Annotated in this window: 20 protein-coding genes and 1 tRNA gene; 13 read left to right on the top strand and 8 right to left on the bottom strand. The window is 63.0% G+C overall.

All coding sequences use genetic code 11. The features are described from left to right. Window positions 1-166 precede the first annotated feature (166 nt). The 5 genes from M2281_RS15705 (at window position 167) to M2281_RS29225 (ending at window position 5,158) form a co-directional block, all read left to right on the top strand. Entirely contained in the window at window positions 167-1,042 is an 876-nt protein-coding gene (locus M2281_RS15705) for a DMT family transporter (protein WP_280822110.1), read from the top strand. A gap of 277 nt (window positions 1,043-1,319) precedes the next feature. Further along, on the top strand, window positions 1,320-2,708 hold the full coding sequence (locus tag M2281_RS15700; RefSeq protein WP_280822109.1) for a pyridoxal-phosphate dependent enzyme: 1,389 nt from the start codon (window positions 1,320-1,322) through the stop codon (window positions 2,706-2,708). Then, on the top strand, window positions 2,705-3,874 hold the full coding sequence (locus tag M2281_RS15695; protein WP_280822108.1) for a cystathionine gamma-synthase: 1,170 nt from the start codon (window positions 2,705-2,707) through the stop codon (window positions 3,872-3,874). The genes M2281_RS15700 and M2281_RS15695 overlap by 4 nt, the downstream gene beginning before the upstream one ends. A 69-nt stretch (window positions 3,875-3,943) precedes the next feature. Then, entirely contained in the window at window positions 3,944-4,774 is an 831-nt protein-coding gene (locus M2281_RS15690; protein WP_280822107.1) for an aldo/keto reductase, read from the top strand. Window positions 4,775-4,948: 174 nt separating this feature from the next. Further along, window positions 4,949-5,158 (top strand): hypothetical protein, encoded by a 210-nt coding sequence (locus M2281_RS29225; protein WP_425537738.1) that lies wholly within the window; start codon window positions 4,949-4,951, stop codon window positions 5,156-5,158. 247 nt (window positions 5,159-5,405) lie between these two features. Here M2281_RS29225 and M2281_RS15680 read toward each other — a convergent pair. Together M2281_RS15680 and M2281_RS15675 are read right to left on the bottom strand one after the other, a co-directional pair. Further along, a tRNA-Lys gene (locus M2281_RS15680) sits at window positions 5,406-5,481 on the bottom strand. A gap of 111 nt (window positions 5,482-5,592) precedes the next feature. After that, window positions 5,593-6,504 carry a PhzF family phenazine biosynthesis protein gene (locus tag M2281_RS15675; RefSeq protein ID WP_280822105.1) on the bottom strand — a complete coding sequence of 304 codons (912 nt, stop codon included), beginning with the start codon at window positions 6,502-6,504 and terminating at the stop codon, window positions 5,593-5,595. Window positions 6,505-6,613: 109 nt separating this feature from the next. Between M2281_RS15675 and M2281_RS15670 the strand changes: the two genes are divergently transcribed. From M2281_RS15670 to M2281_RS15655, 4 genes are all read left to right on the top strand, one after another. After that, the gene (locus tag M2281_RS15670) at window positions 6,614-7,900 is read left to right on the top strand and encodes an efflux RND transporter periplasmic adaptor subunit (RefSeq protein ID WP_280822104.1); all 1,287 of its coding nucleotides are present in this window, start codon (window positions 6,614-6,616) and stop codon (window positions 7,898-7,900) included. 4 nt (window positions 7,901-7,904) lie between these two features. Then, window positions 7,905-8,609, top strand: a complete 705-nt coding sequence (locus M2281_RS15665) for an ABC transporter ATP-binding protein (protein WP_280822103.1) — start codon at window positions 7,905-7,907, stop codon at window positions 8,607-8,609. Continuing rightward, window positions 8,609-9,817 (top strand): ABC transporter permease, encoded by a 1,209-nt coding sequence (locus M2281_RS15660; protein WP_280822102.1) that lies wholly within the window; start codon window positions 8,609-8,611, stop codon window positions 9,815-9,817. Before M2281_RS15665 ends, M2281_RS15660 begins: the two co-directional genes overlap by 1 nt. Window positions 9,818-9,946: 129 nt before the next feature. Continuing rightward, on the top strand, window positions 9,947-10,489 hold the full coding sequence (locus M2281_RS15655) for a phosphatase PAP2 family protein (protein ID WP_280822101.1): 543 nt from the start codon (window positions 9,947-9,949) through the stop codon (window positions 10,487-10,489). Window positions 10,490-10,505: 16 nt separating this feature from the next. Here M2281_RS15655 and M2281_RS15650 read toward each other — a convergent pair whose 3' ends face one another. Both M2281_RS15650 and M2281_RS15645 read right to left on the bottom strand, forming a co-directional pair. Continuing rightward, window positions 10,506-11,222 (bottom strand): hypothetical protein, encoded by a 717-nt coding sequence (locus M2281_RS15650; protein WP_280822100.1) that lies wholly within the window; start codon window positions 11,220-11,222, stop codon window positions 10,506-10,508. Window positions 11,223-11,225: 3 nt separating this feature from the next. Further along, window positions 11,226-12,338, bottom strand: a complete 1,113-nt coding sequence (locus tag M2281_RS15645; RefSeq protein WP_280822099.1) for an endonuclease/exonuclease/phosphatase family protein — start codon at window positions 12,336-12,338, stop codon at window positions 11,226-11,228. A gap of 415 nt (window positions 12,339-12,753) precedes the next feature. Between M2281_RS15645 and M2281_RS15640 the strand changes: the two genes are divergently transcribed. Together M2281_RS15640 and M2281_RS15635 are read left to right on the top strand one after the other, a co-directional pair. Then, window positions 12,754-13,365: a BA14K family protein gene (locus M2281_RS15640; protein ID WP_280822098.1), complete on the top strand. Its 612-nt coding sequence runs from the start codon at window positions 12,754-12,756 to the stop codon at window positions 13,363-13,365. 132 nt (window positions 13,366-13,497) lie between these two features. Further along, window positions 13,498-13,791 carry a PilZ domain-containing protein gene (locus tag M2281_RS15635; protein ID WP_280822097.1) on the top strand — a complete coding sequence of 98 codons (294 nt, stop codon included), beginning with the start codon at window positions 13,498-13,500 and terminating at the stop codon, window positions 13,789-13,791. A 157-nt stretch (window positions 13,792-13,948) separates the two neighbouring features. Here the strand turns inward: M2281_RS15635 and ilvC are convergent, their stop codons facing one another. The 4 genes from ilvC to M2281_RS15615 all read right to left on the bottom strand — a co-directional run bounded on the left by ilvC (window position 13,949) and on the right by M2281_RS15615 (window position 18,733). Further along, window positions 13,949-14,968 carry a ketol-acid reductoisomerase gene (gene ilvC, locus M2281_RS15630; protein WP_280822096.1) on the bottom strand — a complete coding sequence of 340 codons (1,020 nt, stop codon included), beginning with the start codon at window positions 14,966-14,968 and terminating at the stop codon, window positions 13,949-13,951. 25 nt (window positions 14,969-14,993) lie between these two features. Beyond that, window positions 14,994-15,650: a TetR/AcrR family transcriptional regulator C-terminal domain-containing protein gene (locus M2281_RS15625; protein ID WP_280822095.1), complete on the bottom strand. Its 657-nt coding sequence runs from the start codon at window positions 15,648-15,650 to the stop codon at window positions 14,994-14,996. Between the two features lie 213 nt (window positions 15,651-15,863). Further along, window positions 15,864-17,699, bottom strand: coding sequence for a potassium transporter Kup (locus M2281_RS15620; protein ID WP_425537745.1), 1,836 nt, complete (start codon window positions 17,697-17,699; stop codon window positions 15,864-15,866). Between the two features lie 293 nt (window positions 17,700-17,992). Then, entirely contained in the window at window positions 17,993-18,733 is a 741-nt protein-coding gene (locus tag M2281_RS15615; RefSeq protein WP_280822093.1) for a pyridoxine 5'-phosphate synthase, read from the bottom strand. Between the two features lie 144 nt (window positions 18,734-18,877). Here M2281_RS15615 and M2281_RS15610 point away from each other — a divergent pair, with 144 nt between their 5' ends. Beyond that, a complete protein-coding gene (locus M2281_RS15610) occupies window positions 18,878-19,282 on the top strand; it encodes an STAS/SEC14 domain-containing protein (protein WP_280822092.1) in 405 nt (134 codons plus the stop codon). Continuing rightward, entirely contained in the window at window positions 19,272-20,219 is a 948-nt protein-coding gene (locus M2281_RS15605; protein ID WP_280822091.1) for a hypothetical protein, read from the top strand. The genes M2281_RS15610 and M2281_RS15605 overlap by 11 nt, the downstream gene beginning before the upstream one ends. Window positions 20,220-20,236 lie beyond the last annotated feature (17 nt).

The raw sequence follows: 20,236 nt of genomic DNA, 5'->3' as shown, positions 1-20,236 counted from the left end.
ATCCTTTCCAAAGATCGATTCCGGTCCTTGGGGTTATGCGTGGTCGAAGCAGCCCTCCTATACGAGATGAGCGTCAAAGTGGAGTGACGCGTTGACGCGAACTGGCCCATGCGAATGATCCAGGAGAGCGATTGCCCCCGGCCGGCGCTGGCCGCATATCAGCGCCATGACCGCCAGCCAATCTCTTCCCAAGGCCGCCTTCTGGATGGGCTGCTCGCTCGCCTGCACGCTGATGATGACGGCTGCCGGGCGCGAGACGACGCGTGAACTCGGCCTTTTCCAGATCATGGAGATGCGCTCGGTCATCGGGCTATTGATGCTCTCGCCGCTCGTGTGGCGCGCGGGCGGGCTGCGGGCGATGAAGACGGCGCACCCGGTCCAGCACCTGACGCGCAACATCGCCCACTATGCCGGGCAGTTTGCATGGCTCTATGGGCTTACCCTCATTCCACTGGCCCAGGTCATCGCCATCGAATTCACCGCGCCGATATGGACGGCACTTCTGGCCATGGCGTTTCTGGGCGAGCGCATGAACGCCTGGAAGACGGGCGCGATCCTGCTCGGGCTGATTGGCGTCGCCGTCATCGTGCGGCCAAGCGGTCACGGGATCGAACTTGGCCAGTTCGTGGTTCTGGGCGCGGCAATGACATTTGCCGTCTCCTACGTGCTCGTCAAATCCATGACGCGCGACGACAGCGCGGTGAAGATCATTTTCTGGATGCTCGTCATCCAGTCGGTCATCGGCCTCATTCCGGCGCTGCACAGCTGGCAGTGGCCCTCTGCCCACGCCTGGCCGTGGATCGTGGCTCTGGCCTTCGCCGGCTCCTTCTCGCACTACTGTACCGCGCGTGCGATGTCCCATGCGGACGCGACGGCGGTGATGCCGATGGATTTCCTGCGCGTGCCGCTGACCGCCCTGCTCGGCTACCTCGCCTATTCCGAGCGCATCGATGCCTTCACAGCGCTGGGCGCCATGCTCATCCTGAGCGGCAATCTCCTCAACCTCGGCAGCCGCCGCGTGCGGTCGGCCGCGCCGGCTTGAGACGCCTCCCGCTTATTCATCCCCAATAGTCCGCCTGAAATGCGCCAGGCCGGAGGAACCTCCGGCCTGTAGATTCTCATTCCGGATGGCGTATATTTCTTGATACTTCTTGGCTTTCATTCCGGTCGATCCGGCACCAGATAGAATACGCTTTCAGATACAGCCCTAACCCATTCACCGCTGTCGTCTGATTTCTATCTGTATGCGTATCCGCATCTGTCAGAGGCGGAACGGCCGCGCGGGCGTCCCCTGCGCGAACGCAACGCGGAGGAAGAGAATGTCACGCCTGCGCCCGCCCTATCCTTCGGTCCTGGACCTGATCGGCGAAACGCCCATGGTCGAGCTGACCAAGTTCGACACGGGGCACTGCCGGCTGTTCATCAAGCTGGAGAGCCAGAACCCCGGCGGCTCGATCAAGGACCGCATCGCGCTGTCGATGATTGCGGACGCCGAGCGCTACGGCCGGCTGGCGCCTGGCGGCACCATCATCGAGGCGACCGCCGGCAATACCGGGCTCGGCCTTGCGCAGGTCGGCATTCCCAAGGGCTACCGCATCGTGCTCGTCGTGCCCGACAAGATGTCGCGCGAAAAGGTGCAGCATCTGCGGGCGCTGGGCGCCGAGGTGCGGCTGACGCGCTCGGATGTCGGCAAGGGCCACCCCGAATACTATCAGGACATGGCCGAGAGGATCGCGGCCGAGACGCCCGGCGCGTTCTACGTCAACCAGTTCGCCAATCCGGCCAACCCGCTGGCGCATGAGGCCACGACCGGGCCGGAAATCTGGAAACAGCTGCAAGAGGATGTCGACGCGGTGGTCGTGGGCGTCGGCTCGGGTGGCACGCTGACCGGGCTCGGGCGCTTCTTCAAGCGGGTTTCGCCAAAAACCGAGATGGTTCTGGCCGACCCGATCGGCTCGGTGCTGGCGCCGCTCATCAATACCGGCCACATGGAAGAGGCCGGAAGCTGGACGGTGGAAGGCATCGGCGAAGACTTTGTTCCGCCCAACGCCGACCTCTCGCTGGTCTCGAAAGCCTATTCGGTGTCCGACAAGGCGAGCATGCTTGCGGTACGCGATCTGCTTTCGCGTGAGGGTATCCTTGCCGGCTCCTCCTCGGGCACCCTGCTTTCGGCCGCGCTGCGCTATTGCCGCGAACAAAAGAGCCCCAAGCGGGTGGTGACCTTCGTCTGCGACAGCGGCAACAAATATCTCTCCAAGGTGTTCGACGATTTCTGGCTGGCCGAACAGGGGCTGTCGGAGCGTAAGCAGCATGGCGACCTCAGCGACCTCGTGGCCCGCTCGCATCGCGAGGGCGGCACCGTGCTCGCCGGCCCGGACGACTCGCTGCTGACCGCCTATGGCCGCATGCGGCGGGCCGATGTTTCGCAGCTGCCGGTGATCGATAATGGCAAGCTGGTCGGCATCATCGACGAAAGCGACATTTTGGCCAAGGTCGACGGCCCCTATGAGGGCCGCTGGGACCGCTTCAACGCACCGGTCAGTTCGGCCATGACCTCCCAGCTTCACACGCTGCAGGCCAACCAGACGCTGGACGCGCTGCTGCCGGTCTTCGACCGCAACGAGGTCGCGATCATCTTCGACGGTGACGAATTCGTCGGCCTCATCACCCGCATCGACCTGATCAACCATCTGAGGCGCGCAAGATGACAATTCCGCAGAAGAACCGCCTGGCCTTTGCCACCCGCTCCATCCATGGCGGGCAGAGCCACGACCCGACCACCGGCGCGGTGATGGTGCCGATCTACGCCACCTCAACCTACGCCCAGCAGAGCCCGGGCGTGCACAAGGGTTTTGAATATGCGCGCAGCCAGAACCCGACGCGCTTCGCCTTCGAGCGCGCCATAACCGACCTCGAAAGCGGCAGCGCGGGCTTTGCCTTCGCTTCGGGGCTGGCGGCGATTGCCACGGTTCTCGAGCTGCTCGATGCGGGCGCGCATATCGTCGCCACCGACGACATCTATGGCGGCACCTTCCGGCTTCTGGAACGGGTGCGGCGGCGCAGCGCCAATCTCGACATCAGCTTCGCCGATTTCACCGACCTCGCCTCCGTCGAGGCGGCAATCCGGCCCGAGACGAAGATGCTCTGGGTCGAAACGCCCACCAACCCGCTGCTCCGCATCGTCGATCTCGAAGCCGTCGCCGCGCTTGCCCGCGGCAGGGGGCTGATCACGGTTGCCGACAACACCTTTGCCAGCCCCTACATCCAGCGGCCGCTGGAACTCGGCATCGACATCGTGGTCCACTCCACGACCAAATATCTGAACGGCCACTCCGACATGGTCGGCGGCTGCGCCGTGGTTGGCGACAACAAGGAGATTTCCGACCGGCTGAAATTCCTGCAGAACGCGGTCGGCGCCATTTCCGGACCGTTCGACAGCTTCCTTGCGCTGCGCGGGCTCAAGACGCTGGCGCTACGCGTCGAACGGCACTCGCAGAACGGGCTCAAGATCGCTGAATGGCTGGAAGACCGGCCGGATGTGCGGCGCGTCATCTATCCGGGCCTCGAGAGCCACCCGCAACATGAGATCGCCAAAAGGCAGATGCACGCCTTCGGCGGTATGATCACCGTCGAGTTCGACCGCGATCTTGCTTCGACCAAGCGCTTCCTCGAACGCACCCACCTGTTCGCACTCGCCGAGAGCCTGGGCGGCGTCGAAAGCCTGATCGAGCACCCTGCCCTGATGACCCATGGCAGCATTCCGGCCGAACAGCGCGCCGCACTCGGCATCTCCGATTCGCTGGTGCGCATTTCCGCCGGCATCGAGGATAGCGACGACCTGATCGCCGATCTTTCGCAGGCGCTGGCTGGCTGAAAAGGCCCGCCTCGGCGTCCCCCGGCAACAGAGAGCCCCGGCTCGCAAATCGAACCGAAAGGACTTGGCATGGTACCGCAAATCAAGCTGAACAGCGGCGCGAGCATTCCGCAACTCGGGCTCGGTGTGTGGCAGGTCGATCCCGGAATAACTGACAAGGTGGTGCTGGACGGCATCGAAGCCGGTTACCGCTCGATCGATACCGCGGAAGGCTATCAGAACGAACAGGGCGTCGGGCAGGCTCTTCGCGAGACCAGCGTTTCGAGAAACGCGCTCTTCATCACCTCGAAGTTGCGCAACGCCGCCCACGAGCGCGACAAGGCGCTAAAAGCCTTTGACCAGACGATGAAGAACCTCGGCCTGGATCAGCTCGACCTGTTTCTCATCCACTGGCCGCTGCCCAAGCAGAACGAATATGTCGAGGCGTGGAAGACGCTGATCGAACTGCGCGACCAGGGCCGCATCAAATCGATCGGCGTTTCAAACTTCAATCAGGACCACCTGGAAAGAATCATAGGGGAAACCGGCGTGACGCCGGCCGTTAACCAGATCGATTTGCATCCGCGCTTCCAGCAGCGCGACAAGCGCGAATATCACGCCCGGCACGACATCCAGATCGAAAGCTGGAGCCCGCTCGGCAGCGGCAAGCTGCTTCAGGACCCCACGCTGGAGAAAATCGCCCGCAAGCACGGCAAGTCGGTCGCGCAGACGATCATCCGCTGGCACCTGCAGGAAAATCTGGTCGTGATTCCCAAATCCGTCCACAAGGACCGCATCGCGGCCAATATCGATGTCTTCGAATTCGAACTGGACCCGGACGACATGCAAATGATTCGTGGAATGGATTCGGCAGACGGTCGCACCGGTCCCAATCCTGAGACGTTCGAATTCCTGTTCTAGGATTTCGCGCGGGCCGAATCGGACAAAAGATGCGGATTGCCCCCTTGCCGGGGCCTCAGGTGTTCGCTCGGGACTTTACGGTTGCTGCGCAGGGCCGGCCGGCGACGGTTGTGCCGGGTACGCCTCCTGCTGCTGTCTTAGCCTGCGCTCCGCCTGCTGCTTCTTGTGAAGTGCATGACCGGCAATACAGCCGCCCATGGCACCCAGGAATCCATGATGCCCGGCATAGTGTCCGGCTACACCCCCGGCGATGCCGCCTGTTATGCACCCTACGGCGCCAGCCGGAGATATTGGCAAGGCAAACGCAGCCAACAGAGCACCAACGATAGCCACATTCTTCATCGCTGCACCCACGCAAATGAGTTGGTCATTCAGCATAAATAAGGTGGCGATTGCAGAGTTGTTGCGTCCCGTGACCGCGTTCTCGCCGATGTGATCGGGCTACGCCGCCTTCGCCTCCGCGCCTCCTTCCGGTGTCGGAGTTCGTTGCGTTTAACAGCCCAGCTGAAACCGCGCTTTCCGATCTGTGAGGAAGAAAGTGAAGGCCTCGTCGGCCATCCAGCGGCTCAAGCCGCCTCGCCTTCCTGGCATTGGCCAAGCAGCGGGAAACCGAATGAATTCAGGAAGATAATGGTGGGTGTGCACAGGATCGAACTGTGGACCCGCTGATTAAGAGTCAGCTGCTCTACCAACTGAGCTACACACCCACTTATCCCCGGCGCCGCCGGTGATGGGGGCGATATAGCCAAGCCTTTCCGGGCTGTCCACCCCTCAAATTCGAGATTTTTTGCAAAAGTTTCAGATCATCCACCGGCCACTCACGCGAAAAGCAGGCCTTCCGCCACTTTCACGGCATTTCCGCCGATCCGGGCGGCAATCATTTTTCCACCGTCGACGTCGATTTCGAGTCGAATTCGGGACGGCCGACCCATTTCGATGCCCTGTTCGATCCAGAATCGAGTCGGTCCCTCGGCCAATTCGTCGAATCGCGAGATGACTCCCGAGAAGGCCGCGGCCGCCGAACCCGTCGCCGGATCCTCGTAAGATGGCGTGCCTGGCACGAACATGCGCGCATGGAAGGCGCTGTCGTGGTGCACCGTGTCGCGCGTATAGACATAAGCGCTGGCCCTCTTGCCGTCGCCGCGCTGCGGCGACAGGTCCATCCAGGCCGGATTGTCGAGCTTGGCGCGGCCGATCACGTCGAGATTGGCAACGGGAACGGTGATGTAGGGCACGCCTGCGGTCCAGAGGCCCACGCGGTGATTCTCGAAGCCGATCTCATGCGGCCCGAGCCCTAGTGCTGCGCCCACCATTTCCGGCTCGACCGGCAGCTCCAGTTGGCGCGGCAATTCGGGCAGGTCGAATTCGGCGAAGGTTCCCTCCCCGCTGCGTGAAATCGCGCAACGCAGCAGCCCGATATTCTCTTCCAGCACGAGAATCTGGTCGACCCCATCCTGGCCGCCCTGTTCCGCCAGCGCGATCGCCGTGCCGACCGTCGGGTGGCCGGCAAAGGGCATCTCGAATACGGGCGTGAAAATCCGCACCCTGGCCTTGTGCTTGGGGTCCTGCGGCGGCGTCACGAAGGTGGTTTCCGAATAGTTGAACTCGCGGGCGATGCGCTGCATCGCCTCGATGTCCAGCCCTTCCGCATCGAGCACCACGGCCAGCGGATTGCCGGCCAGCCGCTCCTCAGTGAACACGTCGTAGACGAAATACTTTCTGCCCTTCATCGCCTTCTTCCTCCGCCCGTCCGCGAACATGAGCGAAATTTAACTTGTAATCTCCGCCCGCAGCCGTGAGTTGTCACGACTGGGACATTATCATTCATAGGGGGCCGCCATGGACCAGATTGTCAATCGGCCGATGACGGAAACTCCGGACAATATCGAAGCCGCGCTGGGGCTCGGCGGCAAGGCCGGCGGCCGCAGGCGCCGTCGCCGCTGGTTCTATGCGCTTGGCGCCCTCGTGCTCGTGGGCGCAGCAACGGCATATTTCTCGTCCGCGCCGGCTTCGTCCAAGGTCAGCTACACGACCGTGCCAGTCGCGGTCGGCAATCTCACCGTCGAGGTCTCCGCGACCGGCACGCTGCAGCCGCTGACGCAGGTCGACATTTCCAGCGAGCTTTCCGGCGTCGTGCGCTCGGTCGCCGTCCAGGAGAACCAGCAGGTGCATAAGGGCGACGTGCTGGCCGAGCTCGACACCATGCGCCTGGTCGCCCAGATCGAGCGCGCGGAGGCCTCGGTGAAGGCGGCTGAGGCGAAGGTGACCGACGCCCAGACGACGCTGAAGGAGAGCGAACAGACGCTGACCCGATCCAAGCAGCTTGCCCAGCGCGGCATGGTGGCCGAACAGGCGCTGGAAAGCGCACAGGCCGCCCGCGACCGCGCCGACAGCGCGGTGGCGAGCGCGGAAGCCAATCTGGCCATCGCCGTCGCAGAGCTGAAGCTGCAGCAGGCAGATCTCGACAAGAGCACGATCTATGCGCCGATCGACGGCATTGTGCTCACCCGCTCGGTCGATCCGGGCCAGACCGTTGCTTCCTCGCTGCAGGCGCCGGTGCTGTTCGTGATCGCCGCCGACCTCAGGCAGATGGAGCTGAAGGCAGCTATCGACGAGGCCGACATCGGCAAGGTCGCGCCCGGCCAAAAAGCCCGCTTCACAGTCGATGCCTTTCCCGAACGCCGCTTCGATGCTGAGATTCGCGACATCGCCTATGCCTCCGTCACCACCGAAGGCGTGGTCACCTACAATGCCCGCTTCGACGTCGACAATGCCGAACTGCTGCTTCGCCCCGGCATGACGGCGACCGTCGCCGTGGTTACTCGCGAAGCCAAGAACGTGGTCACGGTGCCGAGCGCCGCCTTCCGCTATCGCCCGCCGGCAACGCAGACGCGCAGCGGCTGGAGCCTGCAGAACCTGTTCATGCCGCCGCGCATGGGCCGCCCCGGCGGCGACCGGCAGCGCAAGGTGGCGCCGGACGGCACGCGCACGCTCTATGTGCTGAAGGACGGCGCGCCGCAGCCTGTGCAGGTGAAGACCGGTTCGACCGATGGCGAGGACACGGAAATCCTGTCCGGTATTGCGGCGGGCGATCTCGTCGTCACCGGCTCGCAGGCGCGGAACTGAGCCGATGGCCGAAAAGCCACTGATCGCCTTCGACAAGGTGCGCAAGAGCTATGGCGAGGGCGAAGCGCAGGTGAATGCGCTGGCCGGCGTCGACCTTTCGATCCGGCGCGGCGAATTCGTGGCCATCATGGGCCCTTCGGGTTCGGGCAAATCGACCGCGATGAACATCATCGGCTGCCTCGATACGCCGACCTCAGGCCGCTATGGCTTCATGGGCGTCGATGCCGGGCGGCTGGACCGCAACCGGCGCGCGGTGCTGCGCAATCTCTACATCGGCTTCGTCTTCCAGGGCTACAATCTGCTGCCGCGTACGACGGCGCTGGAGAATGTCGAGCTGCCGCTGATCTATCGCGGCGTGCCGCATGCCGAGCGGCGCAAGCGGGCGCTGGAGGCGCTCGACCAGGTCGGCCTCTCGGGCCGGCAGAACCATACGCCGGCCGAGCTTTCGGGCGGCCAGCAGCAGCGCGTGGCGATTGCGCGCGCCATCGTCACCACGCCGACGCTTTTGGTGGCGGACGAACCTACGGGCAATCTCGACACCGCCCGCAGCCACGAGATCATGGAGCTGATGACCCGGCTGAACGACGATTTCGGCCTGACCATCGTCATGGTCACGCATGAGTCCGACATTGCCGGCTATGCCAAGCGCACCATCGGCTTCCTGGACGGCCACATCGCATCCGACATGCTGAACCGCGAGGCGGCCTGATGATCTGGGAAACCGTTCGCCTCGCCCTCCGCTCCATCCGCCGCAACGTGCTGCGCTCCTTCCTGACGCTGCTGGGCATCGTCATCGGCGTCGCTGCGGTCATCGCCATGATCACCATCGGCTCGGGCACCACCGAAAAGGTGAAGGGCGATATCTCCAAGCTGGGCAGCAATCTGTTGGTGGTGCGCGCAGCCCGGCCCGAGCGCGGCGGCCTCGCCTCGTTTACGCCGCGCCAGTTGGAGGAAAAGGATCTTTTGGGCCTGCGCAAAGGCCTCACGAGCGCAAAGGCCGTCTCCGCAGCCTCGCAAAGCACAGTGCGCGTCGTCTACGGCGCCGAGAACATCGCCGCCAGCGTCACTGGCACCGATATCGAATTCTTCACCGCGCGCGACTGGAATGTCTCGTCTGGCCGCATCTTCACCGAATCCGAGGTGCGCGGCGGCGCCAATGTCTGCCTCGTCGGCCAGACGGTGCGCCAGCAGTTCTTCGGCGCCGGCGACCCCGAAGGCATCGCGATCCGCGTCAACCGCACCAGTTGCAAGATCATCGGCGTACTAGAGAGCAAGGGTACGTCCGGCTTCGGGCAGGACCAGGACAATGTGGTGATGATGCCGCTTGGCTCCTTCCAGCGCCGCATTTCCGGCAACCGCAACATCGACACGATTTATGTGGCCGCGCAGGACGGCGTCGCCACCTCCGACGTGCAGGACAGCATCGAGGCGATCCTTCGCGACACGCGGCGCATCGCCCCCGATGCCGACAATAATTTCGAGGTGCGCGACATGACCCAGATCGCCGACGCCATGGCGAGCGCCACCACCACCATGACCGGCATGCTGGGCGCGGTCGCCGCCGTCAGCCTGCTGGTGGGCGGCATCGGCATCATGAACATCATGCTGGTGTCGGTCACCGAGCGCACGCGCGAGATCGGCATCCGCCTCGCCATCGGCGCGCATGAAAAGCACATCCTGATCCAGTTCCTGGTGGAGGCAACGGTGCTTTCACTGCTGGGCGGGCTTATCGGCATTGCGCTCGGCCTGTCACTGGCAGGCCTTGCCTCGCTGACGCTCTCCATTCCGTTCGCGCCGAGCATCCCGATCATCCTGATTGCGGTCGGCTTCTCGGCGCTGATCGGCATGGTGTTCGGCTTCTTCCCGGCGCTGCGTGGCGCCCGCCTCGACCCGATCGACGCGCTGCGGCACGAGTGACCCATTGCCCTCTCGTTGATGGGTCACCTCTGGCATCACTCTACGGTGGAAAATTCCCAAACCCATCGCCATGGTTTCAACAACCCGTCACTCTAACCATCTCGCGGAATCATGAGGGGACTGGAAGCGATGGATGCTGAACTGACGAGCTGGATCAATGCAGCGGCGGGTAACCCCACGCTGGATTCGGTGATGATTGCTGTAACGCAGTTCGGCGTACCGCTGATCGTTCTCATCGTGGCATTGCATTGGTGGGCGCGAAACGGTGACCGCAGCCATGTTCGACACGCAGCGGTGGCCGCCGGCTTGTCATTCCTGCTGGGGTTAGCGATCAACCAGCTCGTCCTGCTCTTCGTTCATCGGGCACGGCCTTACGATGCCGGGCTCACACATTTGCTGATTTCCCCTAGTGGGGACTGGTCGTTCCCATCCGATCATGCAACGGCCTCGATGGCGGTCGCGGCAGCCTTCGCCATGCAGCGATTGCCGCGCCGGTCACTCGTCTTGTTCGTTCTGGCGATTTTCGTCTGCTTGTCGCGCGTCTATGTGGGCACGCATTATGTCTCGGACATTGTCGGCGGAGCGCTCACGGGCATCATTGCTGCGATGATCGTCCGGTTTTCTTATCGAGAAGGCACAAAGCTCGACCGCTTCGCGACCAGCATCCTTTGAACGCTGGTGAAGATCGCTACTCCGCGCCCGAAAAATGCCAGTCGATGAGCGGCGGCATGTGCGGCTTGAGGCCTTCGGGGCGGTCGGCGCGGTTGCGGATAATCACCGGGCCTTCGATTTCCGGCTCCGGATCGGCCGCGACGAAGCTGCGGATACCGGCGGCGATCTGGTCGGCGTCGGCGTCCAGGAAATAGCGGCGGAAGATCACCGTGCCGCGTTCGGCCGAAAGCGCGTAGTAGCGTGCCCCGCGCCGGGCGGTGTTGAGGTCGAGGCCCGTCTCCTCGCCCACTTCGCGGATCATGTTGAAGTCGACGTCGGCAACGCCGTCCACGAAGTCGCAGGGCTCGAAGGAACCAGCGGCGAAATAGACGCTGCCGGCATTGACCGTGTGCCCCGCCATGCGGATGGCGATCAGCGCATTGTCGCGGGAGACCAGCATGGCATGGGCGAAGGCGTGCTCGGCCGACGGCACGGGCTGGCTCTTGCGCCACAGCATGAAGGTGGCGAAGCGGATGGCATGGCAGCGCCCTTCCAGCCGGCCGCCGGTATAGACGAGCCGCGACAGCAACATCACGGTGCCGTCGAAGAGAGCCGGGTTTGCGGTCTTTTCCGCGAGCCAGTTGCGCTCGATCGCCTCCGCATTGCCGCTTTCGAACGGATGCGGGCCCGGATCGAGGCGCACATCCACGCCATCGACCGGCAGGATGACGTTGCGCGGAATGTCGAAGGCCATGATCTACCTGATGCTGAGCGACACCGCGACCGGGCAGTGGTCGGAGGCTTTCGGCCGGTCCCAGCCGGCGCGCGGATAGCGTTCCACCTCCTGCCCGGGCGGAAAAATGGTTCGCCACGGCTGGCCGCGGCGGACGATGTCGGGCACGGCCCCCTCGTTCTCGCGCGCCACCACCGGCGACAACAGGATGTAGTCGAGCTGGCAAAGATGGCGTTCTTCGGGCCCGCGCGTGTGATAGAGCGTCCAGCGGTCGAGCTCCGGCCGCCGCTCGACGACATTCACCGCAAACCCATCGTCAAGAAAGACGTCGAGGCTGGAATCGGCCTCGTTCGCCACCTGGAACTCATAGCCCGAATGGGCTTGGCCGCCGATCAGCACGCGCTGTCGATAGTCGTTGAAGTCGCCGCAGATCGCCCAGCGCTTGGAGTCGGCGTGATCCTTGCCGAAACGGTTCTCGATGATGCGGCGCACCGCACTCGCCTCGGCGACGCGGATCGGCATGGACGCCTCGCGCCCGGTCAGGCCGTTGCGATAACCCGTCATCGATTTGAAGTGCACGGAATAGATGGTGAAAGGCTGGCCGCCGATCCTGACGTCGATCTCCAGGCAGTCGCGCCGGAATATGCGTTCGAATGGCTGGATGCCGAGCGCCGCCAGAGCAGGCGTGTGCAGGCCGAATTCCTCGAAGGTGACGTGGGCGTGGCTGGTCATGCGCACGAATTCGATCGGCTCGCCATCGGCGGTCTCGGTGCGCATCATGACGGCCACGTCGATGCCGCGGCTGTCGTTGCCCGCGGTCGTGTATTTCTGCCGATAGCCCTGCCCCACCATCTTGAACAGATAGCCGTATTCGAAGGCGCGCAGCGCCTCGATGTTGTCGACCTCCTGCATGCAGATGATGTCGGCGCGCGTCTCGGCGATGGCGAGAGCCGTCAACTGGCGCATGTCGTCGGCATGGGCAACGGCGCGCGCCTGCTCCAAAAGCTTGTACTCGGCCTCGTCCTTGATCTCGAACAGGGACAGGGTCCGGTCCTGATTGAGCTGATTGCGATAGCCGGAGAAATCGAACCTGTTCATCAGGTTCTCGACATTGAAGGTGGCCAGGCGCAGCGACATGGCGGTGAGCTTTGCTCCTAAGCGCCGTGAAAGGCAAGGTAGTACGTCACACGAACGTTACAACCGGCTTCCCTCGATCACGGAACTCCACCAACTCGTAACCCGTTGTTACTGCGAGTCCTAACCGCGCATATCACCTCCGCAGGTCGTTTTCTCGGAGTGCGCCCTTACGGACTTTTTTCCTTTGGAGATGACAATGAGACGCTATCTGACACTCGCATGTTCGGGGTTGCTGACCATTGGGACGCTGTCGGGGTTTTCAGCGTTGGCTATGGCCGACTCCGCCTCAATTCCTGATATTGCTCCGACAATCGACGCGGCCGGCCAGGCGTTCCACACGCTTCCGGCGCAGGATACTACGGATGGCACCCTCTTAAACCCTACATGCACCGCTGCAAGTTGCGGCCAAAACGGCTTGCAGTCGGCTGTCTTGTTCCGCAAGCCCGGTGATGCCGACAGCGGTCTGCAGCTTGTCCGCGGTGGTGGCCACGGTGGTGGCTTCGGCGGCGGCGGATTCTTCCCGCACGGTGGCGGCGGCTTCCACGGTTTTGGCGGTGGCGGCTTCCACGGCTTCGGCGGCGGCGGCTTCCGTGGCGTGGGAGGCTGGAATGGCGGCTGGCATGGCGGTGGCTGGCACGGCGTCGGTGGAGGTGGATGGCGTGGCAACGACTGGCGCGGCGGATGGCACGGCATCGGCGGCAATGGCTGGCGCGGTAACTACTGGCGCGGCGGCAACTACTGGCGTGGCGGGTGGCACGGCATTGGCAATGGCTGGCGTGGCAACTACTGGCGCGCCAACTTCTGGGGCGACGGCGATGGATGGGACTGGGACAACGGCGCCTTCTTCGGCTTCGGCCTGCCGCTGTTTACCGACTATAGCTACTCCCCGTACTACAACTACTATGCGACGCCGGTCACGGATTCCCATGTCGCCTGGTGCTTCGCCCACTATCGGACGTATCGCGCAGCCGACAATACGTTCCAGCCCGCTTATGGGCCGCGTCGGCTGTGCATCTCGCCTATTTGAGCTCAGCTCTGACGGCTAAATCAATTGAGAGAACGGCGCCCTTGCGGCGCCGTTTTGTCTTAAACCTTTATTGAACCATGGTTAGTAGAACGGCCCTCGCCCCCCTGTCGAACGCATGACGGAGCATTTTGCGTGACGGAATCCGATGCCCCCGAAGGCCGGCGCCTGCATCGCCAACGCGTGTTCAAGGGCGCTTCGATCCTTACCGGCGTCACCAACTCCGAGATCAAGTGCGTCATCCGCAACATGCACAAGGATGGCGCGGAGCTGAAGGTCTCCATCGATTCGCGCATACCGCCCGAATTCCTGCTTTATGTGCCTGTCGACGGCATCGCCTATGAAGCGGTGGTGCGCTGGCGCAAGGAAGACCGCATCGGCGTGCAGTTCACCGGCACCAAGCCCAAGCCGAGCTGGCACTACGGCTGAACGTCAAAGCCGCACATAACAAAAAAAAGCCGGCGACCAATGGCGCCGGCTTTGTCGTGTCAGAGGACTAAAAGTCCTCGCAACATCCTTTTCGCTCCACAGCCCCGCGCACCCCGGTCTGGCCGGAACGCGCGAGGGGGAAGCCTCGGGAGGCTGCTTAGTTCTTGGCCTTGTCGACCAGCTTGTTCTTCGAGATCCACGGCATCATGCCGCGCAGCTTCTCGCCGACCTGCTCGATCGGATGCTCGTCATTGAGGCGACGGGTAGCCTTGAAGCGGGCCGCACCCGAACGGTACTCCTGCATCCACTCGGAGGTGAACTTGCCGGTCTGGATGTCGTTGAGGACACGCTTCATCTCGGCCTTGGTCTCGGCAGTGATGATGCGCGGACCCGAGACATACTCGCCCCACTCGGCGGTGTTCGAGATCGAGTAGTTCATGTTGGCGATGCCGCCTTCATAGATCAGGTCGACGATCAGCTTCACTTCGTGCAGGCACTCGAAATAGGCCATTTCCGGAGCGTAGCCGGCTTCCACCAGCGTCTCGAAGCCAGCGCGGATCAGCTCGACCAGACCGCCGCAGAGCACGACCTGCTCACCGAACAGGTCGGTTTCGCACTCTTCGCGGAAATTGGTCTCGATGATGCCCGAACGGCCGCCGCCGACGCCGCAAGCATAGGAGAGCGCGAGGTCGAGCGCGTTGCCCGAAGCGTCCTGATGCACGGCCACCAGGCACGGCACGCCGCCGCCCTTCTGGTATTCGCCGCGCACGGTGTGGCCCGGGCCCTTCGGCGCGATCATGATGACGTCAACGGTGGCCTTCGGCTCGATCAGGCCGAAATGCACGTTGAGGCCGTGGGCGAAGGCGATGGCAGCGCCGTCGCGGATGTTCGGGGCGATCTCGCTCTTGTAGATGTCGGCCTGCAGTTCGTCCGGGGTCGCCATCATCATCAGGTCGGCCCACTTGGCGGCTTCAGCAACCGTCATGACCTTGAGGCCGTCGGCCTCGACCTTCTTGGCGGTCGCCGAACCGGCCTTGAGACCGATGGCGATTTCCTTGGCGCCCGAATCCTTCAGGTTCAGCGCATGCGCACGGCCCTGGCTGCCGTAGCCGATGATGGCAACCTTCTTGCCCTTGATCAGATTGAGATCGGCGTCACGATCGTAATAAACGCGCATTTGGTCTTCCTTCCCTTGCGGTGTTTCAGAGGCCGGACTTCGCCGCCCCGGTTCGTGCTCCGTAAAGAGCGAGAAACTGCCGTGTCGCATCGGCCGCGTCCTGGCCGATCTCCTCGTCAGTCGGTTTCAGCCGGTCGCCGAGCAGCAACCGGATCTGCACATCCCGGGCCACGAGCCCGAAAAAGGTCCTGAACGCCTGTTCGGCGTCGTCGAATTCCAGCAGCCCGGCGTCGCGCCCGGCCAGCAGAACCGGCTTCAGTCGCCGCCCCATGGCGAAGCGGCCGTTCTCTAGAACGATAGCACCGAGATTACGTTTCTCCTCGCCCGCATGTGCGATCGCCACACGGTTCAGCGCAATCGAGGTATCGCTGGAAATCACATGCAGCCAGTCCCAAGCATAACGCTCGAGGCTTGCGCTCAGCGAAACCTTGTCGAGCCGCGAGCGGTCGACCTGAGCGACGCGCACCTTGGAGGCTTGCCACTGCACAGTCGCGGTCAACAGCCCGTCACGGTCGCCGAACCATTTGTAGAGCGTCTCCTTGGAGCAGCTCGCCCGCCGCGCCACGGCGGTCATGGTCAGCCGGTCGCCCTCCTCCACCAGCAGGCGCAGGACGGCGTTCAGAACGTCCTTCTGACGTTCCGTCAGCTCTTCATCGCCGCTGATTTCGAGCGCTGATTGCATCGCCTCGTTCGCCTGTCGAAAGGCACTGGTCATCGATACGGCATGTGCCGTACCGTACGTTACGGTTCTGCTTTGTTATGACGAAGCAGCCGCTCTTTGGCAAGCGCCTTTGTTGGGCTTAAACGCCAGTATACACGGAGCCAATATACGCGAACGGCCTGACGCAGGTAGCGCCAGGCCGTATCTGAAAAGCCAGTCGAGGCGGAAAGCTCCCTAGACGGTGACCTGGGTGCCGATCTCAACCACGCGCCCGGTCGGAATCTGGAAATATTCCGTGGCGTCGGATGCGGTGCGGGCCAGCCCGATGAACAGCCGATCCTGCCAGCCAGGCATGCCGGAATTGGGCGAAGGTTTCAGCGAGCGCCGCGACAGGAAGAACGACGTGTCCATGATGTCGAACTTCCAGCCCAGCTTGCGGCATATGGCCAGCGCCTTCGGGATATTCGGGTGTTCCATATAGCCGAAGGTCAGTGACACGCGCATGAAGAGGTCGTTTATTTTCTCCATCTTCACCCGCTCGCTGGGCGGAACATAGGGTGACGAAGCGGTAACGACCGACAGGATCACATTGTTCTCGTGCAGCACCTTATAGTGCTTGAGGCTGTGCATCAGGGCCGTGGGGGCGCTGGACGGGTCGCTGGTGAGGAAGACGGCCGTGCCGGGCACGACCTGCGGCGGCTTCCTGCCGAGATTCTCGGCCAGGAAGTCGAGCGGCACTTCGTTCTTGCGGGTTTTTTCGAACAGCAGCCGGCTGCCGCGCACCCAGGTCCACATCACGGTAATGACGATTGCCGCCACCACCAGCGAGACCCAGCCGCCTTCCCGCACCTTGACGATGTTGGAGGCGAAGAAGCCAAAATCGACCACGCCGAACAGCAGCGTCAGGCCAGCCACCACCCACAGCGGCCACTTCCACAGGCGCCGCATGACCACGAACATCAAGGCGGTGGTCACCACCATGTTGCCGGTGACGGAAATACCATAGGCCGAGGCCAGGTTGCTCGACTGCTGGAAGCCGACGACCAAAAGCATCACGCCGACCGCCAACAGGAAATTGACGCGCGGCATGTAAATCTGCCCGAGCTGCGTTTCCGACGTGTGCATGATCACGAGCCGCGGCAACAGGTTGAGCTGCACCGCCTGGCGGGTCAGCGAATAGGCGCCGGAAATGACCGCCTGGCTCGCGATCACGGTGGCGACCGTCGCAAAGAGCACCATCGGCAACAGGGCCCAGCCCTCGTTCATCTCGAAGAAAGGACGACTGACCTTGCCGCCATTGGCCAGCACATAGGCGCCCTGGCCGAAATAGTTGAGCAGCAGGCAAGGAAAGACGATCGCCAGCCACGCCAGCACGATGGGTCGGCGGCCAAAGTGGCCGAGATCGGCGTAAAGTGCTTCAGCGCCGGTCACCGCCAGGAAGATCGCGCCCACGGTGACGAAGGCAACGCCCGGAGAGTCCGACAGGAGATAGACGATATAGGTCGGGTTGAGCGCCATCAGGACCGACGGTGCGTCGACGATGTGCCTTAGCCCCGACAGACCGATGAACAGGAACCAGAGCAGCATAATCGGCCCGAACACCGACGCGACACGGTCCGTGCCAACGCGCTGGACGGCGAACAGAATGGCCAGGACCACCAGGGTGAGCGGCACGACATAGGGTTTGAAAGTCGGCGTCACGACTTCCATGCCTTCGACCGCCGACAGAACCGAGATCGCGGGCGTGATCAAGGAGTCGCCGAAGAACAGCGCCGCCCCGACAATACCGGCGCCCAGGATCAGGGTTGAGCGCTTGTGCAAAGCCGTCCTGGCGAGCGCCATCAACGACAGCGTACCACCCTCTCCATGGTTGTCGGCCCGGAGCACGAAGATCACATATTTGATCGTGACGATGAGGGTCAGCGCCCAGATGATGAGCGAAAGGACGCCGTAAACGGACTCCTCGGACGCCACCGATCCACCGCCCGACGAAGCAACCAGCGCTTCGCGAAAAGCATAAATCGGGCTCGTTCCGATATCGCCATAAACGACGCCCAGCGCGCCAAGCATAAGCAGCTTGGTATTTTGCGCTTCAAGGGTCGCAGGCGTCGTATGTTGGATTTGTTCCGCCTCAGTACCAAGGTTGGTATGGGCCATTTATGACACTCCGATGAGGCGGCGGGTCCTCTACTCCTGCTGAGCGAGAATAGCAACTGCCTCGTTGCGTCAGCTCGCCGCAGGCTACCGCATAACCCCCGAAATCGGAATCGATTTCTGGAAAGGATTATGCGTAGTTTCAAAGTGTTACAGCGTCCTTTGCTCGCCCGATCGGGCGAGCGGCGCCGTATGTCATCCTTACACCTTTACCAGCCACACGCCCTCAAAAAACGCCGGGTCGTCTCGGCCATGCCGTATTCCAATGCATCTGCCGTGAGTCCATGGCCGATCGAAACTTCGGCCAGGTCAGGTATGCGCTTGATCAACGCCGGCAGGTTGGCCACGACAAGGTCGTGCCCGGCATTGACCGCAAGCCCCGCAGCCATTGCCGCATCTGCCGTTTTCCCGACCTTTTCCAATTCCCTGGCAGCCCTTTCGGGATCGGAATGGCAACCGCCATAGGGCCCCGTGTAAAGCTCGATGCGATCGGCGCCGGTGTCGCGGGCAGCGGAAACCTGGGACGGGTCGGCATCGGAAAACAGCGACACGCGGAACCCGCTTTTCTTCAATCTTTTGACAATCGAGGTCAAAAACGCCTGCTGTTCGACGAAGTTCCAGCCGTGGTCGGACGTGGGCTGCGACGGATCATCAGGCACCAGCGTGACCTGGTCCGGCTGGTGCTTTTCCACCAACTGCAGGAAGTCCTCGGTCGGATAGCCCTCGACGTTGAACTCGGCCTTGGGGAACTCGTCGTCGATCAGCGCCCGCAATTCTGGCAGGTCTGAAAAGCGCGTATGGCGCTCGTCGGGGCGCGGATGCACGGTCAATCCGTGCGCGCAGGCAGTCAGGGCGGCACGTCCCAGCCCCGTCACGCTGGGCCACGGCAGGTCGCGGCGGTTACGGAGCAAGGCGACGGCATTCAGATTGACGGAAAGTTTTGCGGGCATGTCTGCGACCTGTTTTTCGGCTGGAGCCAATACCTATTAATATGGTGCTGGCCCTCGACTTCTATAGCGCGTCCTGCGGGAACAGACAGCGGCTTTGTGTGTTCCAGCTTTGTGACCATCCGCATCCAAAAGGAGGTGCTTTCGATGGGCATGGCCGACTTTGTCCCAGCCGTTCGCCGTATCGAGACGAACCGCCCTGATGCCTATGCCTTTGAACTTACGGGACGCATCACGGCGGCCGACATCGAAAACCTCTACGGCCTACTGGAGGGTGCATACGAGCTTCACGACAGGATCGACCTGCTGATCCGCATCGTCGATTACGACGGGGCCGAATGGCTGGATGTTGCCAGGAAAACGCGCAGCGAAGGCCGCCAACATGCGCTGGTGCATGTGCGCCGCTGCGCCGCCGTCGGTGAACCCAACTGGACGATCTATGCCAGGGCCCTGCTTGTGATCGCCACCACGGTGGAGATCCGGCACTTCGCCTCCGAGGAAGAGGAAAAGGCCTGGTCGTGGATCGACGCGCTTCCTGTGGATGACGAATAGCATTGCAGTCGCCAGGGCCTGCGGTCACATTGCCGTCACGGCCCCACGCGACACCGCATCCACCATGCCAAACATACGCATCATCGATTCGATCTCAGACGCTGGGTCGGCCTCGCGCCCCAATGAGGACGCTGCGGGCGGCAATGCCACTTGCGCATTCGTCATAGACGGCGCCACCGGCCTCGGCGGCAAGAGCATCGTCGGCCTGCACGGCTCGGACGCCGCCTGGCTGGCCCAGTTCGCCCAGAGCTCCTTCGAGCAGATGGTGCGGCCCGGCCGGGAAATGGCCGAGATCGTGCAGGAGTTCAACGCCTGCGCCGCCAATGTCGTGCATGAAGCGGCCCACGCCCTGCCGATCGAGCCGTGGAACCTGCCGGTCGCGAGTTTCCAGATCGTGCGGATCGAGGACGAAGAGCTCGTCACCCATGGGCTCGGCGACTGCCGGCTGTTTCTCATCGGCGCCGACGGCAAGGTCATCGAAACCAGCGCGCTCAAGGGCGCAGCACAGGCCGAACGCGAGGGCGCGCGGCTGGCGCTTGCCCATGCCGGCGGCTTTTCCGCCTATCAGGCATTGGCCGATGAGCCTACGGTGCGCGACGAACTGCGCCGCCGCCGCGCCGCTTACAACAGCCCCGCTTCAGGTGTGTGGACGCTTGGCGTCGAGCCCGAGGCCGGCAACCATCTGGCCAGCGAGATGCTCAACCCCGCTTTGCCCGCAACCGGTCTTCTGTGCAGCGACGGCTTTGCCGCCCTTGCCGACCAGTATCTGCGCTACAGCCCGCAGGAACTCGTTGCCGCCGCGCGCGAAAATGGCCTTTCGACGCTGCTCGACGAGCTGCGTCGGATCGAACGGGTCGAGGATCCCGACGGCGTGAAATATCCGCGCTTCAAGATGAGCGACGACGCGACCGCGCTGCTTTTCGAAATCATCGAGTAAGACGACGGTAGGCGGCT

It is taken from the genome of Pseudaminobacter soli (ex Li et al. 2025) (assembly GCF_029892515.1).
Taxonomy (GTDB): domain Bacteria; phylum Pseudomonadota; class Alphaproteobacteria; order Rhizobiales; family Rhizobiaceae; genus Pseudaminobacter; species Pseudaminobacter soli_A.
This window is presented reverse-complemented; position numbering and strand designations above follow the sequence as displayed.

What these genes read in the sequence shown, in the direction of transcription:
- M2281_RS15705 (WP_280822110.1), top strand. Translation starts at nt 167, where the DNA reads ATGACCGCCAGCCAATCTCTTCCCAAGGCCGCCTTCTGGATGGGCTGC.
- M2281_RS15700 (WP_280822109.1), top strand. Translation starts at nt 1,320, where the DNA reads ATGTCACGCCTGCGCCCGCCCTATCCTTCGGTCCTGGACCTGATCGGC.
- M2281_RS15695 (WP_280822108.1), top strand. Translation starts at nt 2,705, where the DNA reads ATGACAATTCCGCAGAAGAACCGCCTGGCCTTTGCCACCCGCTCCATC.
- M2281_RS15690 (WP_280822107.1), top strand. Translation starts at nt 3,944, where the DNA reads ATGGTACCGCAAATCAAGCTGAACAGCGGCGCGAGCATTCCGCAACTC.
- M2281_RS29225 (WP_425537738.1), top strand. Translation starts at nt 4,949, where the DNA reads ATGACCGGCAATACAGCCGCCCATGGCACCCAGGAATCCATGATGCCC.
- M2281_RS15675 (WP_280822105.1), bottom strand. Translation starts at nt 6,504, where the DNA reads ATGAAGGGCAGAAAGTATTTCGTCTACGACGTGTTCACTGAGGAGCGG.
- M2281_RS15670 (WP_280822104.1), top strand. Translation starts at nt 6,614, where the DNA reads ATGGACCAGATTGTCAATCGGCCGATGACGGAAACTCCGGACAATATC.
- M2281_RS15665 (WP_280822103.1), top strand. Translation starts at nt 7,905, where the DNA reads ATGGCCGAAAAGCCACTGATCGCCTTCGACAAGGTGCGCAAGAGCTAT.
- M2281_RS15660 (WP_280822102.1), top strand. Translation starts at nt 8,609, where the DNA reads ATGATCTGGGAAACCGTTCGCCTCGCCCTCCGCTCCATCCGCCGCAAC.
- M2281_RS15655 (WP_280822101.1), top strand. Translation starts at nt 9,947, where the DNA reads ATGGATGCTGAACTGACGAGCTGGATCAATGCAGCGGCGGGTAACCCC.
- M2281_RS15650 (WP_280822100.1), bottom strand. Translation starts at nt 11,222, where the DNA reads ATGGCCTTCGACATTCCGCGCAACGTCATCCTGCCGGTCGATGGCGTG.
- M2281_RS15645 (WP_280822099.1), bottom strand. Translation starts at nt 12,338, where the DNA reads ATGTCGCTGCGCCTGGCCACCTTCAATGTCGAGAACCTGATGAACAGG.
- ilvC (WP_280822096.1), bottom strand. Translation starts at nt 14,968, where the DNA reads ATGCGCGTTTATTACGATCGTGACGCCGATCTCAATCTGATCAAGGGC.
- M2281_RS15625 (WP_280822095.1), bottom strand. Translation starts at nt 15,650, where the DNA reads ATGCAATCAGCGCTCGAAATCAGCGGCGATGAAGAGCTGACGGAACGT.
- M2281_RS15620 (WP_425537745.1), bottom strand. Translation starts at nt 17,699, where the DNA reads ATGCTTGGCGCGCTGGGCGTCGTTTATGGCGATATCGGAACGAGCCCG.
- M2281_RS15615 (WP_280822093.1), bottom strand. Translation starts at nt 18,733, where the DNA reads ATGCCCGCAAAACTTTCCGTCAATCTGAATGCCGTCGCCTTGCTCCGT.
- M2281_RS15610 (WP_280822092.1), top strand. Translation starts at nt 18,878, where the DNA reads ATGGGCATGGCCGACTTTGTCCCAGCCGTTCGCCGTATCGAGACGAAC.
- M2281_RS15605 (WP_280822091.1), top strand. Translation starts at nt 19,272, where the DNA reads ATGACGAATAGCATTGCAGTCGCCAGGGCCTGCGGTCACATTGCCGTC.